The organism is Thermoflexus sp. (assembly GCF_034432235.1).
In the GTDB taxonomy this organism is placed as follows: domain Bacteria; phylum Chloroflexota; class Anaerolineae; order Thermoflexales; family Thermoflexaceae; genus Thermoflexus.
The window spans coordinates 20480-36970 of record NZ_DAOUCJ010000031.1; the positions used below are offsets into that span (position 1 = coordinate 20480).

10 protein-coding genes are annotated in these 16491 nt (G+C 66.0%); 1 reads left to right on the forward strand and 9 read right to left on the reverse strand.

What is annotated here, in order from left to right; all coding sequences use genetic code 11:
* Positions 1 to 50 precede the first annotated feature (50 nt).
* From VAE54_RS03675 to VAE54_RS03715, 9 genes are all read right to left on the reverse strand, one after another.
* Positions 51 to 1487 carry a glycogen synthase gene (locus tag VAE54_RS03675; protein WP_322800582.1) on the reverse strand — a complete coding sequence of 479 codons (1437 nt, stop codon included), beginning with the start codon at positions 1485 to 1487 and terminating at the stop codon, positions 51 to 53.
* Positions 1488 to 2354: 867 nt separating this feature from the next.
* A complete protein-coding gene (locus tag VAE54_RS03680; protein WP_322800583.1) occupies positions 2355 to 3416 on the reverse strand; it encodes a hypothetical protein in 1062 nt (353 codons plus the stop codon).
* 531 nt (positions 3417 to 3947) lie between these two features.
* Positions 3948 to 4367 (reverse strand): response regulator, encoded by a 420-nt coding sequence (locus tag VAE54_RS03685; protein ID WP_322800584.1) that lies wholly within the window; start codon positions 4365 to 4367, stop codon positions 3948 to 3950.
* 7 nt (positions 4368 to 4374) lie between these two features.
* Positions 4375 to 4620: a hypothetical protein gene (locus tag VAE54_RS03690; protein ID WP_322800585.1), complete on the reverse strand. Its 246-nt coding sequence runs from the start codon at positions 4618 to 4620 to the stop codon at positions 4375 to 4377.
* A gap of 45 nt (positions 4621 to 4665) precedes the next feature.
* Positions 4666 to 4806 (reverse strand): hypothetical protein, encoded by a 141-nt coding sequence (locus tag VAE54_RS03695; protein ID WP_322800586.1) that lies wholly within the window; start codon positions 4804 to 4806, stop codon positions 4666 to 4668.
* Between the two features lie 276 nt (positions 4807 to 5082).
* Positions 5083 to 8250 carry a tetratricopeptide repeat protein gene (locus tag VAE54_RS03700; RefSeq protein WP_322800587.1) on the reverse strand — a complete coding sequence of 1056 codons (3168 nt, stop codon included), beginning with the start codon at positions 8248 to 8250 and terminating at the stop codon, positions 5083 to 5085.
* Positions 8251 to 8515: 265 nt separating this feature from the next.
* The gene (locus VAE54_RS03705; protein ID WP_322800588.1) at positions 8516 to 11425 is read right to left on the reverse strand and encodes a PBP1A family penicillin-binding protein; all 2910 of its coding nucleotides are present in this window, start codon (positions 11423 to 11425) and stop codon (positions 8516 to 8518) included.
* 261 nt (positions 11426 to 11686) lie between these two features.
* Positions 11687 to 12628, reverse strand: a complete 942-nt coding sequence (locus tag VAE54_RS03710; RefSeq protein ID WP_322800589.1) for a branched-chain amino acid transaminase — start codon at positions 12626 to 12628, stop codon at positions 11687 to 11689.
* A gap of 164 nt (positions 12629 to 12792) precedes the next feature.
* The gene (locus VAE54_RS03715) at positions 12793 to 14145 is read right to left on the reverse strand and encodes a folylpolyglutamate synthase/dihydrofolate synthase family protein (RefSeq protein ID WP_322800590.1); all 1353 of its coding nucleotides are present in this window, start codon (positions 14143 to 14145) and stop codon (positions 12793 to 12795) included.
* 273 nt (positions 14146 to 14418) lie between these two features.
* Here VAE54_RS03715 and VAE54_RS03720 point away from each other — a divergent pair, with 273 nt between their 5' ends.
* The gene (locus tag VAE54_RS03720) at positions 14419 to 16461 is read left to right on the forward strand and encodes a putative cobaltochelatase (RefSeq protein WP_322800591.1); all 2043 of its coding nucleotides are present in this window, start codon (positions 14419 to 14421) and stop codon (positions 16459 to 16461) included.
* The last annotated feature ends 30 nt before the right edge of the window (positions 16462 to 16491 follow it).

The window sequence follows — 16491 nt, forward strand, 5'->3', positions numbered from 1 at the left end:
AGTTCTGTGAGGTTCAACCCGCGTGCCTGTCTGTTCCGCAGAGCCGCCCACTATGGATTATGCCATGCGAGCGCCCGCCGGTAAAGATCCTCATAAGCCCGGGCGGAGGCGGTCCATGAGAAATCCTGGGCCATGGCCCGGCGCTGGACCGCCCGCCAAGCGGCAGGATCCCGGTAGAGGGTCAGGGCGCGATCGACGGCGGCCAGGAAGGCTTCCCCGGTGAACGGGGCGAACACGAAACCCGTTCCATCCTCCTGGCTCACATCCCGCACGGTATCCGCCAGCCCGCCGACCGCGTGGACCAGGGGGAGGGCGCCGTAGCGCATGGCGATCATCTGGCCCAGGCCGCATGGCTCGAATTTCGAGGGCATGAGGAACACATCCGCCCCGCCGTAAAGCAGGCGGGAGAGGTTTTCATCGAAAGCGATCCGCACCCCGGCCTGGCCCGGGAAGCGGGAGGGCCATTCGGCGAAGGCCGCCTCATACTCCGGCATCCCGTTCCCCAGGAGGGCGAGCTGGATGCCCCGGGCGAACAGGGCGTCCGCGGTCTCCAGCAACAGCTCTACCCCTTTCTGCTCGATCAATCGGGCGATGAAGGCGAAGAGCGGGATCTCTCCTCGCACGGGCAGGCCAAAGGCCTGCTGAACGGCCCGCTTGTTCTCCGCCCGCCGTTCCAGGCTCCCAGCATCAAAGCGAGCGGCCAGGGCGGGATCGGAGCGGGGATCCCAGGCTTCGGGGTCGAGGCCGTTGAGGATGCCGAAGAGCCGATCGGCCCGGCGCTGAAGGAGCGGCTCGAGGCCGAAGCCGAACTCCGGGGTCAGGATCTCCCGGGCGTAGCGGGGGCTCACGGTGTTCACGGCGTCGGCATGGGCGATCCCGCGGGCGAGCCAGTTGATATGGCCGGGCGGCTCGACCTCCAGCCGGTCCACATGCTCGTGGATCCCCCCGAAGGCCAGCAGGGCGTCGCCCGTGATCCCCTGATAGGACAGGTTATGGATCGTGAAGACCGTGGCGATGGGCCGGTAGAAGCGGTCCCGCCGGCCGGCGGTGGCCAGCCAGAGGAAGAGGAACCCGGTGTGCCAGTCGTTGCCATGGAGGACCTCCGGCCGCTCGTCCATGTGGCGCATGAAGGCCAGGACCGCCCGGCAGAAGAAGATAAAACGCTGGGGGTCATCGGGGTAGCCATAGACCTCATCGCGGCCGAAGTAATGTTCCTCCCAAATGAAATAGGTGGGAACGCCGGTGGCCTCACTGATCTCAACCTCCACCAAGCGGGTTTCGCCGGTTAAGCCCACGGGGACCGGGATGGGAGGGCGGAGGGGGCGCAGGTTATAAGCGGAGCCGTTGATCCTGCGATAACGAGGGAGGATCACCCGCACATCGTGGCCCAGGGCCCGCAACGCCCGGGGGAGCCCATAGGCCACATCCGCCAGCCCGCCCACTTTCACGAAAGGCGCCGCCTCCGCCACCACATAGAGGATCTCCATCGGAAGACCTCCGCGAAGGCTTTGTTTGGTTTCAGGGGGGTGCGGGTTGGCCTCTGTCGGCCTGTAACTTACGGACACTCCGCCCTCACCCCACCCTTTATCTTAACGCAACCCGGAATAGTGGAAATGGGGGCTTCCGCAGGAATCCATGGGGAACCTGGGCGGGGAGAGTAGTCCAATTAGAGGGTTTTGACATAGGGTGATTTTCGCGGAATAGAAGATCTGTTCACTTTGGGACCATCCGAGGGGTTGGATCCCATCAGCGCTCTCATCAGTTAAGAGAAGTTTCAGGCCTGATCCATCAGCCATTGCCATGTAGCGTTCGGTTCGGAATGGCGCCTGAGGATCTTTAGGATCCTCCAGCGCTACCATGCGGCCAAATACCAGAGCACGACCATCCGGGGTCCACATCGCTATGTGGCCGGCTTGGTATGCTACACGCTGAGGCCCTGTGCCATCCGTGTTTATCACCCCCAATTCCCCTCCCATGGTTCCGGCAGCCTTTTCGCTGGTTCCGGGGCGATACTCAACAAGCGTTTCATTTTGCACTTCCATGCTTCACTCGAATTCACTGCCGTGGGCGAAACCCGTGTACGGGTCTGGCGGCCTAACGGTGCCGCGCTCAGCCGTTGCGGCCGAGCGAGCGAAGCGTCGGCTACAGCGAGGGGTTGGGCCGCCCTCACGGATAGTTCTTCAGCGCGAGAGGGATAAACGCTTTGCACGGCCCATCCACGCAAACGCTTACATCATAAGTTGGCCAGCCAGAGTCTCCGAACCAGAAGTTGCCATAAGCGGAGGTCCCATAGATGTCAAAACGGAGGGTATAGGCCCCAGGGCCCCAGTTCGGGATGTTCTCCATGGTCAGGTTCACCGTAGGGGAAGGGTCGCCCTTTGGGGTGCCACACACAGAGGCCGAACTGCTGCTCCTGACTTCCCCATGATCATGCACAGGCGACCTTCGTTCGCCGTTGGGCAATTTACCGCCATTCGTTGGCCGTTGGGAGACCAGGCTAAATTCCAGCCTGCATCTCCGCCGGTAAACAATGCTTCAGGCAGCACACGCATATCTCGACCAGTCGCAACTTCGACAAGGTAAAGACCCGCATACAGGACCCTTTCCCTCAATTCGACAGCAGCCTGGACAGCTATGATCTGACTGTTCGGTGCCCACGCCATATCCATAACATAATACTGACCTGGCTCAATATACTGTTTTGGATGCACATGGTGGAGTTCACCTGTGATGGTATCCAGAATTGTGAGGCCACTAAACTTCACGGGAGGATCACCGATGGTTGTCAACATGGATAGATATCGCCCACTGGGAGCCCACTGCGCATAGAATGCCCACCGCTTTCCATATCGAGCTTCGCTTTCTTCGACACCAAGATCAACCTTGCAAATGCGCCCCAAAGGCAAGTCGGCCAAATAGAAGCCCGTCTCGTTATAGAAAGCGATCTGATGCCCTTGCGGATGCCAGCTAATTCGATAGGGAGACCATCGCATCAGCGGTAACGCGGCAGGGAGGGTGGCGCGCTGGGGCTGAGCCAGATCAAAGACTTCAGGCCGATCCTGGCTCGCCTGGGTGAAGAACGCCAACTGCCGACCGTCAGGGCTGACTCCCCAAAAGGAACCCGTCAGGTCAGAAATCGTCGTCTCTACGGTTGCCGTCTCTCCCCGGCTGATGCGCAACACCACCTGCTTATCCGGCCCAACATCGGCAAAGGCCACAGCCTGGTGAGCAGCAAGCCACACCGGCTTACCGGGTAAACTGTGCCGTTCTCCATAGCGCTGGAGTTCGCCGGTGCGGGTGTTGAATATCTCGATATACTCCCTGGGCTGACCGGGAATAAGACGGGTGATGAGCAAACGCTGCCCATCTGGCAACCAGCCGGCGATGCCAATAGCCGAGGTATGGGTTAGCACCACACGAGGTTCCGAAAACTGGTAAGCCTCTATAAGTGGCCTGGGCTCGACAGGTGCCGGGCGGGCCACAAATGTGCAGCGTGATACTGGTGTCGGAGCGACGGGAGGCGTGGCCGGTGGGCCAGGTAGCATGGGGGTTACCGACGGCGGATTGGGTAAACTATAGCCAACTTCCCGTTCCGGAGGTTGGCGATGGTAGGCGAACTGAGGGATGCCCGGTGGGAAGCCATCTACCCTGGTCGGCATGGGGCTTCCGGGAGGGAAACAGTGGAATGATAGGATCCCAGCGCTCGTTGGTCAGCAACGGGGCTTCCGGGGGGCAAGCAGCGGGGCGATAGGGTCCCCTTGCTTATCGGTCAGCACCCTCACCACGGCTGAAACCTCCCCTTGGGGTCTCAGCCCCAGTTAAGGCAGGGGACGGGTGCCTGCCCACATTTCGGGAAGGTCTCTCAATCGATCATTGCGCCCTCACCCGGCGCTCGCTCCGGCCTCGAGGAGCGAGCGGGAGCCGCCCCTTGAGGCCAGAGCGATCCCTCAGCTCTCCGGCGGGGGCTCGTGGGAGCCGTTGTTCTCGCCCGGCGAGGGGGCCTGCCGGCGCTGCCGGAGCTCCTCCATCCGCCTGGGGATCTCCCGGGGCGGGACCGGGGCCAGCCAGCAAGCGTCGGCTTCCACCTCCTGGCTCAGCCGACGGATCGCGCCATCCATATAGTAGACGGCGATGGCCACGACGATGTCCCGGGTCTCGGGATCCGACTTGATCCGCCGACAGAGTTCGAAGGGATCGCCATCCGGGAGGGCATCGCCGATCAGCACGGCATCGGGACGACCCTCCCGGATCCGCTCCAGCGCCTCGGCCATCGTCGCGGCCTCCAGAAGCTCCACACCGAGCTTCCCCAGGCCGATCCGATAGAGCATTCGCATATCGTCGTTTTCTTCTACGATCAGGAGTCTCATCGTTCACCTACGCGAACAGGAAATCGGGATAGGGGGTGATCTCCTGTGAGGACCGATGCTCGATCCAGCGGGCGGCCGCCGCCGCGAAATCCGTCAGGTCCTTCGCCCGCACCTGGAGGAGCCACTGCCGCTCCTCTTCGGTGAGATCATACCGGGCCAGGACCTCCGCCCGGCGGGCGCTCAGCAGATCCTGCCGGATCCGCTCATCGATCAGGGCCCAGCCCACCAGCTCATCGATCGCCGCTGCAGACATGGCCATCGCTCCGTCCATCCAGGGATTCCCGCGCATAAGCGGAAACTATGTGGGATTGCCACCGCCCATAGGCGGGTTGGCCAGCTGGAAGACCGCCCCGACCAGCCAGACGGCGAGCAGGGCCAGGCGGAGCGCATGGGGATGGGCCATCAGCCAGGTCGCCAGCGCGAGCCCACGGGTCTTCATGGCGCTTCCTCCTCAGGGGTTCTGGCTCTATCTTACGGGGGACTTCTCACGGAACTCTCACGGGGAAGGCTAAGGATTTCTAACAGAGAGGGAGGATGGGGGGGAGGGGGAGCCCGCGCGGGCGGGCGGGGGCAGCGGGGCGATGGCCGATGGGCCGATCCCACGGAATCCAATGCCATCCCCTCCGGCCCATGGTGAGGGAAGGTCCTCTCCGGGCGGGCGTCGGGATCCGCCCGGGCCCTCCTGGGGACGGGTTACATCCGAATCCGGCTCTCCTCAGCGGGAGCGATCCTGGCGGCGGAGGATCGATTCGTAGAGGGCGCGGGCCTCCGGGGAGGGGCGCAGGCCGAGATCCCGCTCCAGCCGGGCGGCATATTGCCGGTAGAAGGCCAGGGCGGCGGCGGGCTGGTCCATCGCCAGGTAGCACCGCAGGGCCCCCAGGCACGCTGCCTCCAGGTAGGGGTCGGCGGCGAGGGCCTGCTGGAACCAGGCCAGGGCGGCCTGGGGCTCCCCCCCTTTCAGGGACCCTTCCGCCAGGGCGAGCAGGGCCTCGAGGTAGCGGGTCCGCAGCCGCTCCCGGAGCTCCACCGCCCATTCGGCGTTCCACCCGCTCAGGTAATCCCCCCGGTAGAGCTCCACCGCGGCCCGGAGGTGCGAGAGGGCCTCCGGCGTCTCCCGGGCGGCCCAGGCCCGCCGCAGATATTCCTCGAACATGGCCACATCATACCAGTGGGGCTGGCGGCGGTCGAAGGCGTAGCGCCCCTCCCGGAACACCAGGACCTCCCGTCCCAGGATCCGCTTGAGGCGCCATTTGGCCGAGTGGAACTGGCCGATGAGGCGGGCCGGCGGGGCCTCCGGCCACAGGGCGGCCCCGATCTCCTCCCGGGTGGCCGAATCCACCGTGAGGAGGAAGAAGAAGAGCTCCCAGGCCTTGCGGGCCTCCGGCCAGGCCACCGGCTGCCCCTCGATCCATACCTCCCCGGGGCCGAAGGCCCGGATCTCCAGGGGAGGCGAGGCGACCCGAGCGGCCGCCCGCCGGGACCGGCCCAGCCGGCGCAGGGGATCCCAGATGGGGGGCCACTCCACCCCCCGCCGCTTCGCCAATCGGAAGAGGCCGTCGGCCCGCCGCAGCTCCGGGAGGAGGGAAGCGATCATGGCATCGGGGCCGTTGAGGCGGGCCGCTTCGGCCAGCTGCTTCAGGGCCTCCCGGTGCCGGTGGGCCTCGAAATAGGCCCGGGCGATCACAACGTGCGCCCACACCCGGGTGGGGAGGTCGGCTTCCTGCAGGCGCTCCAGGGCCGGGGCCATCCGGGAGAGGCCCTCCAGGATGTAGCCGGCCTCCACCTCGGCCATCCCCCGGGAGAGGGCGGCCACGGCCGCCAGGGGGCGCAGCCCCAGGCGGGCGGCGATCTCCGCCGCCTCCTGGAGAGGCGGGAGGGCCTCCCGGGCCCGGCCCTGCAGCCGCAGGGTCCGCCCCATCCCCTCCAGCCCGTAGGCCATCAGGAACACGTTATGGATCTCCCGGGCGATCCCCAGGGCCGCCCGATAGGCCTCCAGGGCCTCCTCCAGCCGCTCCTCATCCCGGGCGAGGTCCGCCAGGCCGATGAGGAGGAAGGCCTCCATCCGCCGATCCCCCGCCTGGCGGGCCAGCCCCAGGCCCTCCTCGTAGTAACGCCGGGCGGCCTCGAACTGGCAGCGGGCGTAGGCCGTGTAGCCCAGGTTGTTCAGGAGGGTGATCAGGGGGCGGGGGTTCTCCAGGGTCCGGGCCAGGGCCAGGGCCTCCTGGAGGTAGAGGTCCATCTCCGCCAGCCGATCCTGGGCCCGCAGGGCCTCTGCCAGCTCGATCAGGGTGTTCACCAGATCTACCGGGGAATCGATCGATCGGAACAGGGCCATGGCCTGCCGGAGGTCCTGTTCCGCCTCCCGGGGGCGGCCCAGGGCGAGGCGGGCGAAGCCCCGCAACCGATGGGCGGCGGCCAGGGGGTGCACCCACTCGGGCCGGCAGCGGGCGAGGGCGGCCTCGGCGGCGGCCGCCGCCTCGGCGTGGCGGCCCATTAGGTTCAGGGTCGAGGCCCGCTGGACCGCGATCTCCACCCTCAGCAGGTCCTCCTCCGGCCCGCAGGCCGCCTCGGCCTGCTCCAGGAGGTGGAGGGCCGCCTCCGGCCGTCCGGCATCCACCATAACCTTGGCCTGATAAAGCAACAGGCGGGGAGCCTGCTGGAGACGCGCGGGAGGCAGGGCCCGGAACCACCGGCCCAGCGTTTCCAGGCGCCCGGCCGCGTAAACTCCCCGCACCGCTCCCTCCATGGCCTCCCCCGCGGCCTCCAGGTCCCCGGCCTCCAGGAAGTGGGCGACGGCGGCCTCCGCGTCGCCGCGCCCGGCGAACCATCTCCCCGCCTGCCGGTGCAGGTGCCGGTAGCGCTCCGGATCCCGCCCTCGCAGGTAAAGATTCAGGAACTCCCGGAAAAGGTGATGGTAACGATACCAAGGGCCTTCGGCGGTGGTCTCCACCTGGATCAGGAAGAGCTGACGCCGGTCCGCTTCCTCGATCCAGTAGGCGGAATCGGAGCGGCCCCGGAGCGCGTTGCAGGCGGCGACGTTGAAAAGGGGGAGGATCGCGGTCTCCAGGAGGAAATCCTGAAGCTCCGGGGGCTGGCGGGCGAAGACTTCTTCCTCCAGGTAGCGATAGAGGGTCCCCGGCTCGCTGGGTCGAAGGGTTGGTCGGGCCCGGGTTTCGCGCAGGCTTTGGGCGAGCAGGAGGATGGCCGTAATCCACCCTTCGGTTTCCTGGGCCAGGGCCCGGGCCTCATCCTCCGAGAGCTCCATGGCGTAGTGGCGGGTGAAGAGGGTGTGCACTTCCTCGGGGGTGAAAGCGAGATCCTGGAGGCCCAGACCGATGGCCTGCTGGCGGGCCACCAGGCGGGTCAGCGGGAGGCCGTGGGGGCCGCGGCTGGCCAGCAGAATGTGCAGATGTTCCGGCGCATGCTCCAGCAGATGACGGATCACCATCTGGATCCCCGGGTGCTCGGCCACCACGTGGTAATCGTCCAGAACCAGGACGAAGTAATCGGGGATGTTCTCGAGCATATCGTTGATCATAGCGGTGGCCACCGCATCAGGAGGGGTTCCGGCCCGTAGGACACCCAGAGTCAGGCGGCCGAAAGCGGGGAACCGCTCGCGGAGGGCGGCGACCATGTGCTCCACAAAGCGGTGGGTGTTCTGGTCCGTCTCATCCAGGCTATACCAGGCGACGGGCAGGTCCGTGTCGTGGTAGAACTGGACGAGGAGGGCTGTCTTCCCATAGCCGGCGGGCGCGGAGATCAGGATAAGGGTTTTATCGATATGCTCGTGGAGGAAGTTCAGCAGGCGGGGGCGATCCAGCAGCGGCCCGCGCCGCACCGGCGGGTAGATTTTCGTTCTGGCGATCGGGAGCTCAGCAACCATTGCGCCCCCTTTGGACTCCCCTATCCATCCGGGGGGCTCCGCGCAGGACCCATTCCATCATGCGCTCAGTTCGTTGGGGGGCCGTCCCTGCTCACGCCGTTCGCTGGGATTCCCCGTTGCGATGGTTGGAGAGGTGTTAGCAACATGAGTATAACGGGAAAGCGGGGTTTCGAGCAAGAGCCGCCCCGGCGATTGTTGGGGAGGAACGGGCCCTCTCCATTTCGCGGCCTGCAGGGCTGGGTGGGTTGCGAGGGGGGTGCCCGACTTAACGCCCCACGCAGGCGCGGACGTGATTGCTTTCGGCCTCGTTGCCCGCTTTATCGTAGGCTTTCGCCCAGAACTCATGGCAACCCAGCAGCCGATCCCGCTCCACTTGCCGGAAATACCACTTGGCGTTGAAGGGTGGCGCATCCCGCACCGTGAACGGCTGGCCGTCGACGTAGAACTCCACCCGATCCATGGCGTAGTTATCCGAGACCTCGGTGTTCACGCTGATCCATTCATCGGAAAGCTGGTAGCGCTCGCCCTCCCGGGGATACACAATCCGAACCGATGGCGGCGTGTGATCCACGGTTACGGGCACCATGGCGGTGTGCACACTGCCGTCGTGGCGGGCCACTGTGAGCTGGAGGGTGTAGAGACCATCGGCGAAACCGGTGGTGTCCCAGTTCTCCAGCAATCCGTTATCCACCGGGTTCCCATGATCCGGGCCAATGGGGATCCAGGCGGTGGGGTTGAGGCCGGCGCCCACCGCCACCCGATAGGAGGCCACGTCCCCCCGCGCATTCCCGATGATGGGGACCATCCCCCGCACATAGGCGTAGGGGGCGGGGTTCAGGATAGCCACATCGCCGACGGGTTGGGCGAACTGGGTGTCATATTCCGTGGGCGGCTGAGGGATGCCTGCTTCCCGAGCCCAGCCTAAGGCCTCCGGTGGGACCACCAGGAAGACCTTCTCCTCGATTTTATCCGGCGGCGTGCTGGCGGTGGCCAGCTTGCCCGTCTCGCGATTGATGAGGAACGCCTGGTGGAGGTCGCAGACCTCATGAGGCTCGGTGCCGGGGATGAACAGCTCCCGCACCGTCGGGCAGTAAGGGCCGGGGAGCTTCCCGGAGACGGCGCAGATGGTCTTCTCGATCAGGCCGGGTGGCCGCTGGAAGGGCTCCACCGGGAGGCCCCGGTGGGCGTATTCCATCACATCGTGCCAGATGGGGGCCGCCCCGGCGATCCCCGACACGTTCCGCATCGGGCGGTTGTCGGTGTTCCCCACCCAAACCCCCACAACCAGCTGCGGGGTGTAGCCGATGGTCCAGTTATCCCGGAAGTCGTTCGTCGTCCCGGTCTTCACCGCGGCGGGCCGGGAGAGCTCCAGCACGTTCCCCCGTCCGAAGGCCTCCCAGCGCGCGGCGTTGTCCGAGAGGATGCTGGTGATCAGATACGCCACCCGGGGATCCAGGATGGCCTGCACCTCGGGCTGGCGGTATTCCCAGAGGACCTTCCCATCCGGTGTTTCCACCCGGAGGACGGGGACCGGATCCAGCTCGCGATAGCCGGGCCGGCGGCGCTCCTCAGGGACCGGCGCCCCGGCCATGAAGCCGTTGTTGGCGAAGACGCTGAAGGCGTAGACCATATCGATCAGGCGGACCTCGCCGCCGCCCAGGGTGAGGGCCAGGCCGTAGTAATCCAGGCCCTTGTCCAGGGTAGTGATGCCCATGCGATGGGCGAGGCGGATCACGTTGGCGATCCCGGCCATCTGCAGGGCCTCCACCGCCGGGATGTTGTAACTGCGGGCCAGGGCCAGCCGCATCCGCTGCGGGCCGTGGAATTTGCGATCGTAGTTCTCCGGGGCATAGGGTGGCATCCCGGGCCCCTGGTCGAAGGTCTTGGGAACATCCCAGAACAGGTGGGAGGCCGGGACGCCCTGGCTGAGCAGGGTGGCATAGGTGAAGGGTTTGAAAGCGGAACCCGGCTGCCGCAGCCCGTCGACCGCCACATTGAAACGTCCATCGATGGATTCATCCCAGTAATTCACGCTCCCCACCATCGCCAGGATCTCGCCGGTCTTCGGGCGGATGGCCACCAGGGCGCCGTTGGTCACATTGCGGTTCTCGGACTTCAGCTTCTCCACGTGGCGGCGGACGGCTTCCTCCGCGTATTGCTGGAGGTCCCAGTCCAGGGTGGTGTAGACCCGCAGCCCGCCGCGGTTCACCAAGTCCGGCCCGAAGCGCTCCTCCAGCCAGCGGCGGACGTAGAGCGAGAAGTGGGGGGCCTTGATATCGAAGCGCTCGGCGGGCTTCCGCCGGATCGGGATGGGTTGCGCTTTGGCGGCCGCGGCTTCCTCCGGCGTGATGTAGCCTTCTTTTACCATGGCATCCAGCACCAGCTCCTGCCGCCGCTTGGCCTCCTGGGGAGCGTCGATGGGGTTCAGGCTGGGGAACTGGGGGATGGCGGCCAGCATCGCCGACTCCGCCAGGTTCAGCTCCCACACGTGCTTCCCGAAGTAGATCTGAGCCGCTGCCTCCACGCCGTAGGCCAGGTTCCCGTAGAAGTTCGTGTTGAGATAGAACTCCAGGATCTGATCCTTCGAGTAGCGTCGGGAGAGCTCCAGGGCGAGGAGGATCTCCTTGATCTTGCGAACATAGGAGCGCTGATAGCGCTCCTGGGGATCGATGAGGGTGTTTTTGACCAGCTGCTGGGTGATAGAGGAGCCGCCCTGAACGACCTCGCCGCCCGTGTGCAGGTTGATCCACAAGGCCCGCAACAGGCCCTTCGGGTTGATCCCCGGGTTCTCATAGAACGAGCGATCCTCAATGGCAATAGTGGCCTGGCGCAGGGAGAGCGGGATCTGGTCCAGGGGGACCCACGTCCGATCGCCCCATGTGGGGTCGATCACCTCGTAGAGCAGGACACGGCCGGTGCGGTCGTATATTTTAGTGGTTTCGAACGCTCTGGCACTGGCCTCGATGCGGGAGGGGTCGAGATCCCGGACCAGGCTCGTATACAGAGCGGCAGCCCCGGCCACGCCCGCCGCGGTCAGCACGCCGAAGGCCGTTGCGAGAAAGATCGCACCCGCCAGCGTTAGGCGGACCCAGGCGCTGGCCCCCCGGCGGCTGCGAGCCCGCCGCATCCGCCGCCGCTCCAGCAACCATCCCAGCTCGCTGTTTCGAAGGGTCATTCCTCGCCGCTCCAGACAAAGGGAGTCCACCATCTTTCCATCGGCCGTTCCCCGATCCGGCCATCCGGCCTCGGGTTAGCCTTCCGCATCTATTCTCATTCTAACTCGATCCGATCGCGAACGGGGGTGTGCGGGGGGCTCCTCTGGAGAGCTTGCTGGGCCGGGTGGGAAAAAAGAAAGAGGGTGGTGGAACGATCCGCGGAGCCGACCGCCCCACCACCCCCTGTTCTCGGGGGAGCATCGCTGCGGCCATGCGGCGGCTTAGCCGGAAGCCCGCACGGGCTCCGGCGCGTAGACCGGCGTGCACCAGTGGCGATACTTCGGCACCTTTCCCCGGACCACATCGAAGTAAAGATCGTGGAGCCGTCGTGTGATCGGCCCGATCTCCCCATTGCCCACCGGCCGCCGATCCACCGAGACCACCGGGACAAGCTGCACACCGGTGCCGCAGAGGAACATCTCATCGGCGTAGTAAAGTTCCGTGCGGTCGATGTGGCGCTCCACCGTGGGGATCCCCAGCTCGTTGTGGGCGAGCTCAATGATGGTGCGCCGGGTGATCCCCTCCAGGATCTCATCGGTCACCGGGGGTGTGATCAGGGCTCCGTTCCGGACGATGAACAGGTTCTCTGCGCTCCCCTCGGCCACGTGGCCGTCCTCGGTGAGCACGATGGCTTCGTCGAACCCGTTGAGCATCGCCTCGCTCTTGGCCAGGGCGGAGTTCACATAAGCGCCGGTGATCTTGGAGCGAGCGGGGATGGCGTTGTCGTTGATCCGCCGCCATGAGGAGACCATCACGTGGGCTGCCTCGCGCTCAATATAGTGGCCGAAGGGGGTGGTCCAGATGGTCAGTTCCTCCTTCAGGTTATGCAGGCGGACCCCGATGACCTCGTCGGCTTTGTAGGCGATGGGGCGGATGTAGACATCCTCGCGGTATCCTTCTTTTTGAAGCAGCTCGACCGTGATGCGGGTGAGGTCATCGGGGGTGTAGGGGAAGCTCATCAGGAGCATTCGGGCGGAGGCAAGGAGGCGTTCGTAGTGCTCGCGGGGCCGGAAGATGAAGAGCTGCTGCTCCTCCTCGTTCCAGTAGGCCCGTATCCCTTCGAAGACCCCCGTCCCGTAATTGAAGGCGTGGGTCCGCACGCTGATCACGGCTTCCTCGATGGGCACGATGCGACCCTTGAAGAATGCATAGCGGCCGCTCATGGCCTTCCCCCTATTGGTGATAAAGTATAGAAACAGGTGGGCCCTCCTCGAACAGGTCGCCGGAAGGCTTCTCCGCCCGCTGGGGACCCCCAGGACAAGAGGGCACTCCACCTGTCTCGATTATACCTTGCTGGGGCACCCCGCGCGGCCTGAGCAGCGTCTCTTCACCGCCCTCCGACCCGCACCAGGATTGGATCCACCTCCGGCATGGGCATCCGACCCCAGGCAGCCCATGCCTCCCGGGCCTCGGCCACCACGAACAGGGAGCCGGTGACCAGAACCGGGCCGCCTTCCGCCAGCGCGTCCTCCAGGGCATGGGCCACCTCGCGGCGGATCCGCCCGGGAAGGCCCAGCGCCTGCGCGGCTTCCGCCAGGCGCTGGGGGTCCGCCGCTCGGGGATGGCGGGAGCGGGTGAGCCAGATCCCCTCGATCAGCGGTTGTAGGGGGGCCAGAATGGCCCGCGGATCTTTATCGGCGGAAATCCCGAAGACCAGCTGCCAGCGACGCCCCGGGAACACCTCGGCCACCGTCTCCGCCAGCCGCGTCGCCGAGGCATCGTTGTGGGCCCCATCCAGGACCAGCGGGGGCTCTTCCTGCAGGACCTCGAAGCGCCCTGGCCATCGCACCCGTTCCAGCCCCTCCCGGATCGCCTCATCGGGGATCATCCACCCCCGCTCCCGCAGCTGGCCCACGGCGGCCACCGCGAGGGCCGCGTTCTCCCATTGATGGCGTCCCAGCAGCGGCAGGCGGATGGACCAGTGGGACCCGTCAGGGGAATGGATTTCCCCCCGTTGCCCGGTCGGGGCGATGTCCTTCGGGCCATAGCGCCAGCCCTCCAGGGTCCAGAGAGGGGCCCCGCGCTCCGCCGCCACCTGCCGCAGCACCGCCATCGCTTCCTCCGCCTGCGGAGCCGTTACGGCAGGAACCCCAGGCTTCAGGATGCCGGCCTTCTCAAACGCGATGTGGGCCAGCGTCGGCCCCAGGATCTCGGTATGATCCATGCTGAGGGCGGTGATCAGACAGACGGCCGGGGAGACCACGTTCGTGGAATCCAGGCGTCCTCCCAGGCCGACCTCCACCACCGCGATCTCCACGCCGGCCTCGGCGAAGGCCAGGAACCCCATCGCCGTCAGGATGTCGAAGACCGTGAGGTCGGGGTCGGCCTCGATGGCTGGACGGAGCCGCCCGAAGAGCTCCACGACGGTGGAAGGCGGGATCAGCTCCCCTCCGATGCGGATCCGCTCCCGCATGGTATGCAGATGGGGGGAAGTGTAAAGGCCCGTGCGGTATCCGGCCGCCCGGAGGATCGCCTCGGCCATCGCGGCGGTGGAGCCCTTCCCCTTGGTGCCGGCGATATGAATCACCGCGTAGCGGCGGTGAGGGTTCCCCAGTTCCTCCAGCAGACGTCGGATCGGTTCCAGCCGGAAGGCCTCCGGCGCACGAGGCCGGCGCGTCTCGAAGTTGGCCCGTCCGAACAGTTCCAGCAGGGTTGCGAGATAAGCGTCCTCTTCATGCATCGCCGCTTTCTCCTATGGAGATCCCTCACGCTCCATCTTCGAAGGTTGAGGGAGTGGGTGGGCCGCCTTCATCGGCCATCTCCTGCGAAAGCCTCCTATGACCGGACAATGCCGTAGAGTTTGAAGGGGAGAGCAAGAGCGCTCTTCCTGTCATCTCCCGCCATTCTATCCCCATTTTTTGACCGGTTCCTTGTTTCCGCTACAATGAAAAGCAATCGCCCACACCCCATGCTCGCCGCCGCCCATTGGATTCCTGTCCGGAAGGGGGTTCCGATGCGTGTGGTTTTTCCGTTTACGGCGATCGTCGATCAGGAGCGAATGAAACGCGCGCTGGTGCTCTGCGCCATCTACCCGCAGATCGGCGGGGTGCTGATCCGTGGGGAACGGGGCACCGCCAAGTCCACGGCCGCCCGCGCCCTGGCGGCCCTTCTTCCCGAAATCGATGTGGTGGCCGATTGTCCTTTCGCCTGTGATCCCCATCAGCCAGCCACCTGGTGCACCCTCTGTCAGGAGCGGGCCGCCCGGGGCGAGACGCTCCCGGTGGCCCGGCGCAAGACCCGTTTCGTGGACCTGCCGGTCAGCGCCACGGAGGACCGCGTGGTGGGCACCCTGGACATCGAGCGGGCGATCCAGAAGGGGGAGCGCCGGTTTGAGCCAGGGGTCCTGGCGATGGCTAACCGGGGCCTTCTCTATGTAGATGAAGTGAATCTGCTCGACGATCATATTGTGGATGTGCTGCTGGACGCGGCGGCGATGGGGGTGAATGTGGTGGAGCGGGAGGGGATCTCCTTCCAGCACCCGGCCCGTTTCATTCTGGTTGGAACCATGAACCCGGAGGAAGGCGATCTGCGGCCGCAGCTGCTGGACCGTTTTGCCCTCTGCGTGAATGTGGAAGGGGTGCGGGATCCTGCCCAGCGGGCGGAGATCCTGCGGCGCAACCTGGCTTTCGAACAGGACCCGGAGGGGTTCCGCGCGGAGTGGGAGCCGTATGAACGCCAGCTCTCGGAGGAGATCGCGGCGGCACGGGAGCGGCTTCCTCAGGTCATCCACACCCCGCGGGACCTGCTGTTGATCGCCGGGCTGGTGGCCAGCCTGGGGGTGGATGGTCATCGAGCGGATCTGGTGATCTTGAAGACGGCGCGAGCCCACGCGGCCTTCAAGGGCCGGGATCAGATCACGGAGGAGGACATCCTGCTGGCGGCCGAGCTGGCGCTCCCCCATCGGCTCAAGCGTCGGCCCTTCGACGAGGACGGCCATCTCACCCTGGAGCAGCTGGCCGAACGCATGGAGCAGGTTCGGCGCCAGATGGAAGGCAATGCCCCTTCCCAGCCGACCTCGGGTTCGGAGGGGGGGACCCCAAAAAAAGCCCAGCGCACCGACGGGGAGCTCCGTGACCAGAGCCATCCCGTCGGGGAGGAATCGGCGCCGTTGCAGCGCCAGACCGTCACCCGTCAGGAAGGCGTGTGGTGGGAGGGCGGGAAGCGGGTCCCGATTGGGGAGACCTTCCGGGTGAAGCGCCTGGACACGCCGAAGGATCGGCGGGAGCGACGGATCGGTGGCCGCCGGAGCGCCACCCGTTCCGCCCGCAAGCGGGGCCGTTACATCTGGGCGCGCCCCTCCCCGGGCCAGGCGGAGGATCTGGCCTTCGACGCCACCTTCCGGGCTGCCGCCCCCCATCAGATCGAGCGGGACCGCTCTCAGACCACCCTGGCCATCCGGCCGGAGGATTATCATCGCAAGGTTCGGGTCCGCAAGGCCGCGAATTTGATCCTCTTCGTGGTGGATGCCTCGTGGAGCATGGCGGTGGCGGAACGGATGGAGGCCACCAAGGGGGCGATCCTCTCCCTGCTGACGGACGCCTATCAGCGGCGGGATCGGGTGGGGCTGATCGTCTTTCAGAAAGATCGGGCCCGGCTGGTGCTGCCCCCGACCTCGAGTGTGGACCTGGCCAAGAAGGCCCTGGAGGACATTCCGGTGGGGGGCAAGACGCCGCTTTCGGCGGGCCTGTTGCTGGCGTATGAGGTGCTCTGTCGGGAGATGCTCCTGCGCCCCGAGGTGCGCCCGTTGATGATCCTGCTCACGGACGGGGCGGGCAACGTTTCCATGAGCGAGCTGCCGCCCCAGGAGGAAGCCCACCGGATCGCCGACCGCTTTCGGGAGCGGGGGATCCCGTGTGTGGTGATCAACATGGAGCATGCGGCCTTCGATCAGGGCCTGGCCCAGGCGCTGGCCGATCATCTCGGCGCCCCCTGCTATACGCTCCAGGAGCTGAAAGCGGAATCCCTTTACTCCACGGTCCGGTCGGCGTTGCGGTAAAGACGGGCCGGAGAGCGCGGCGGAAGCCGG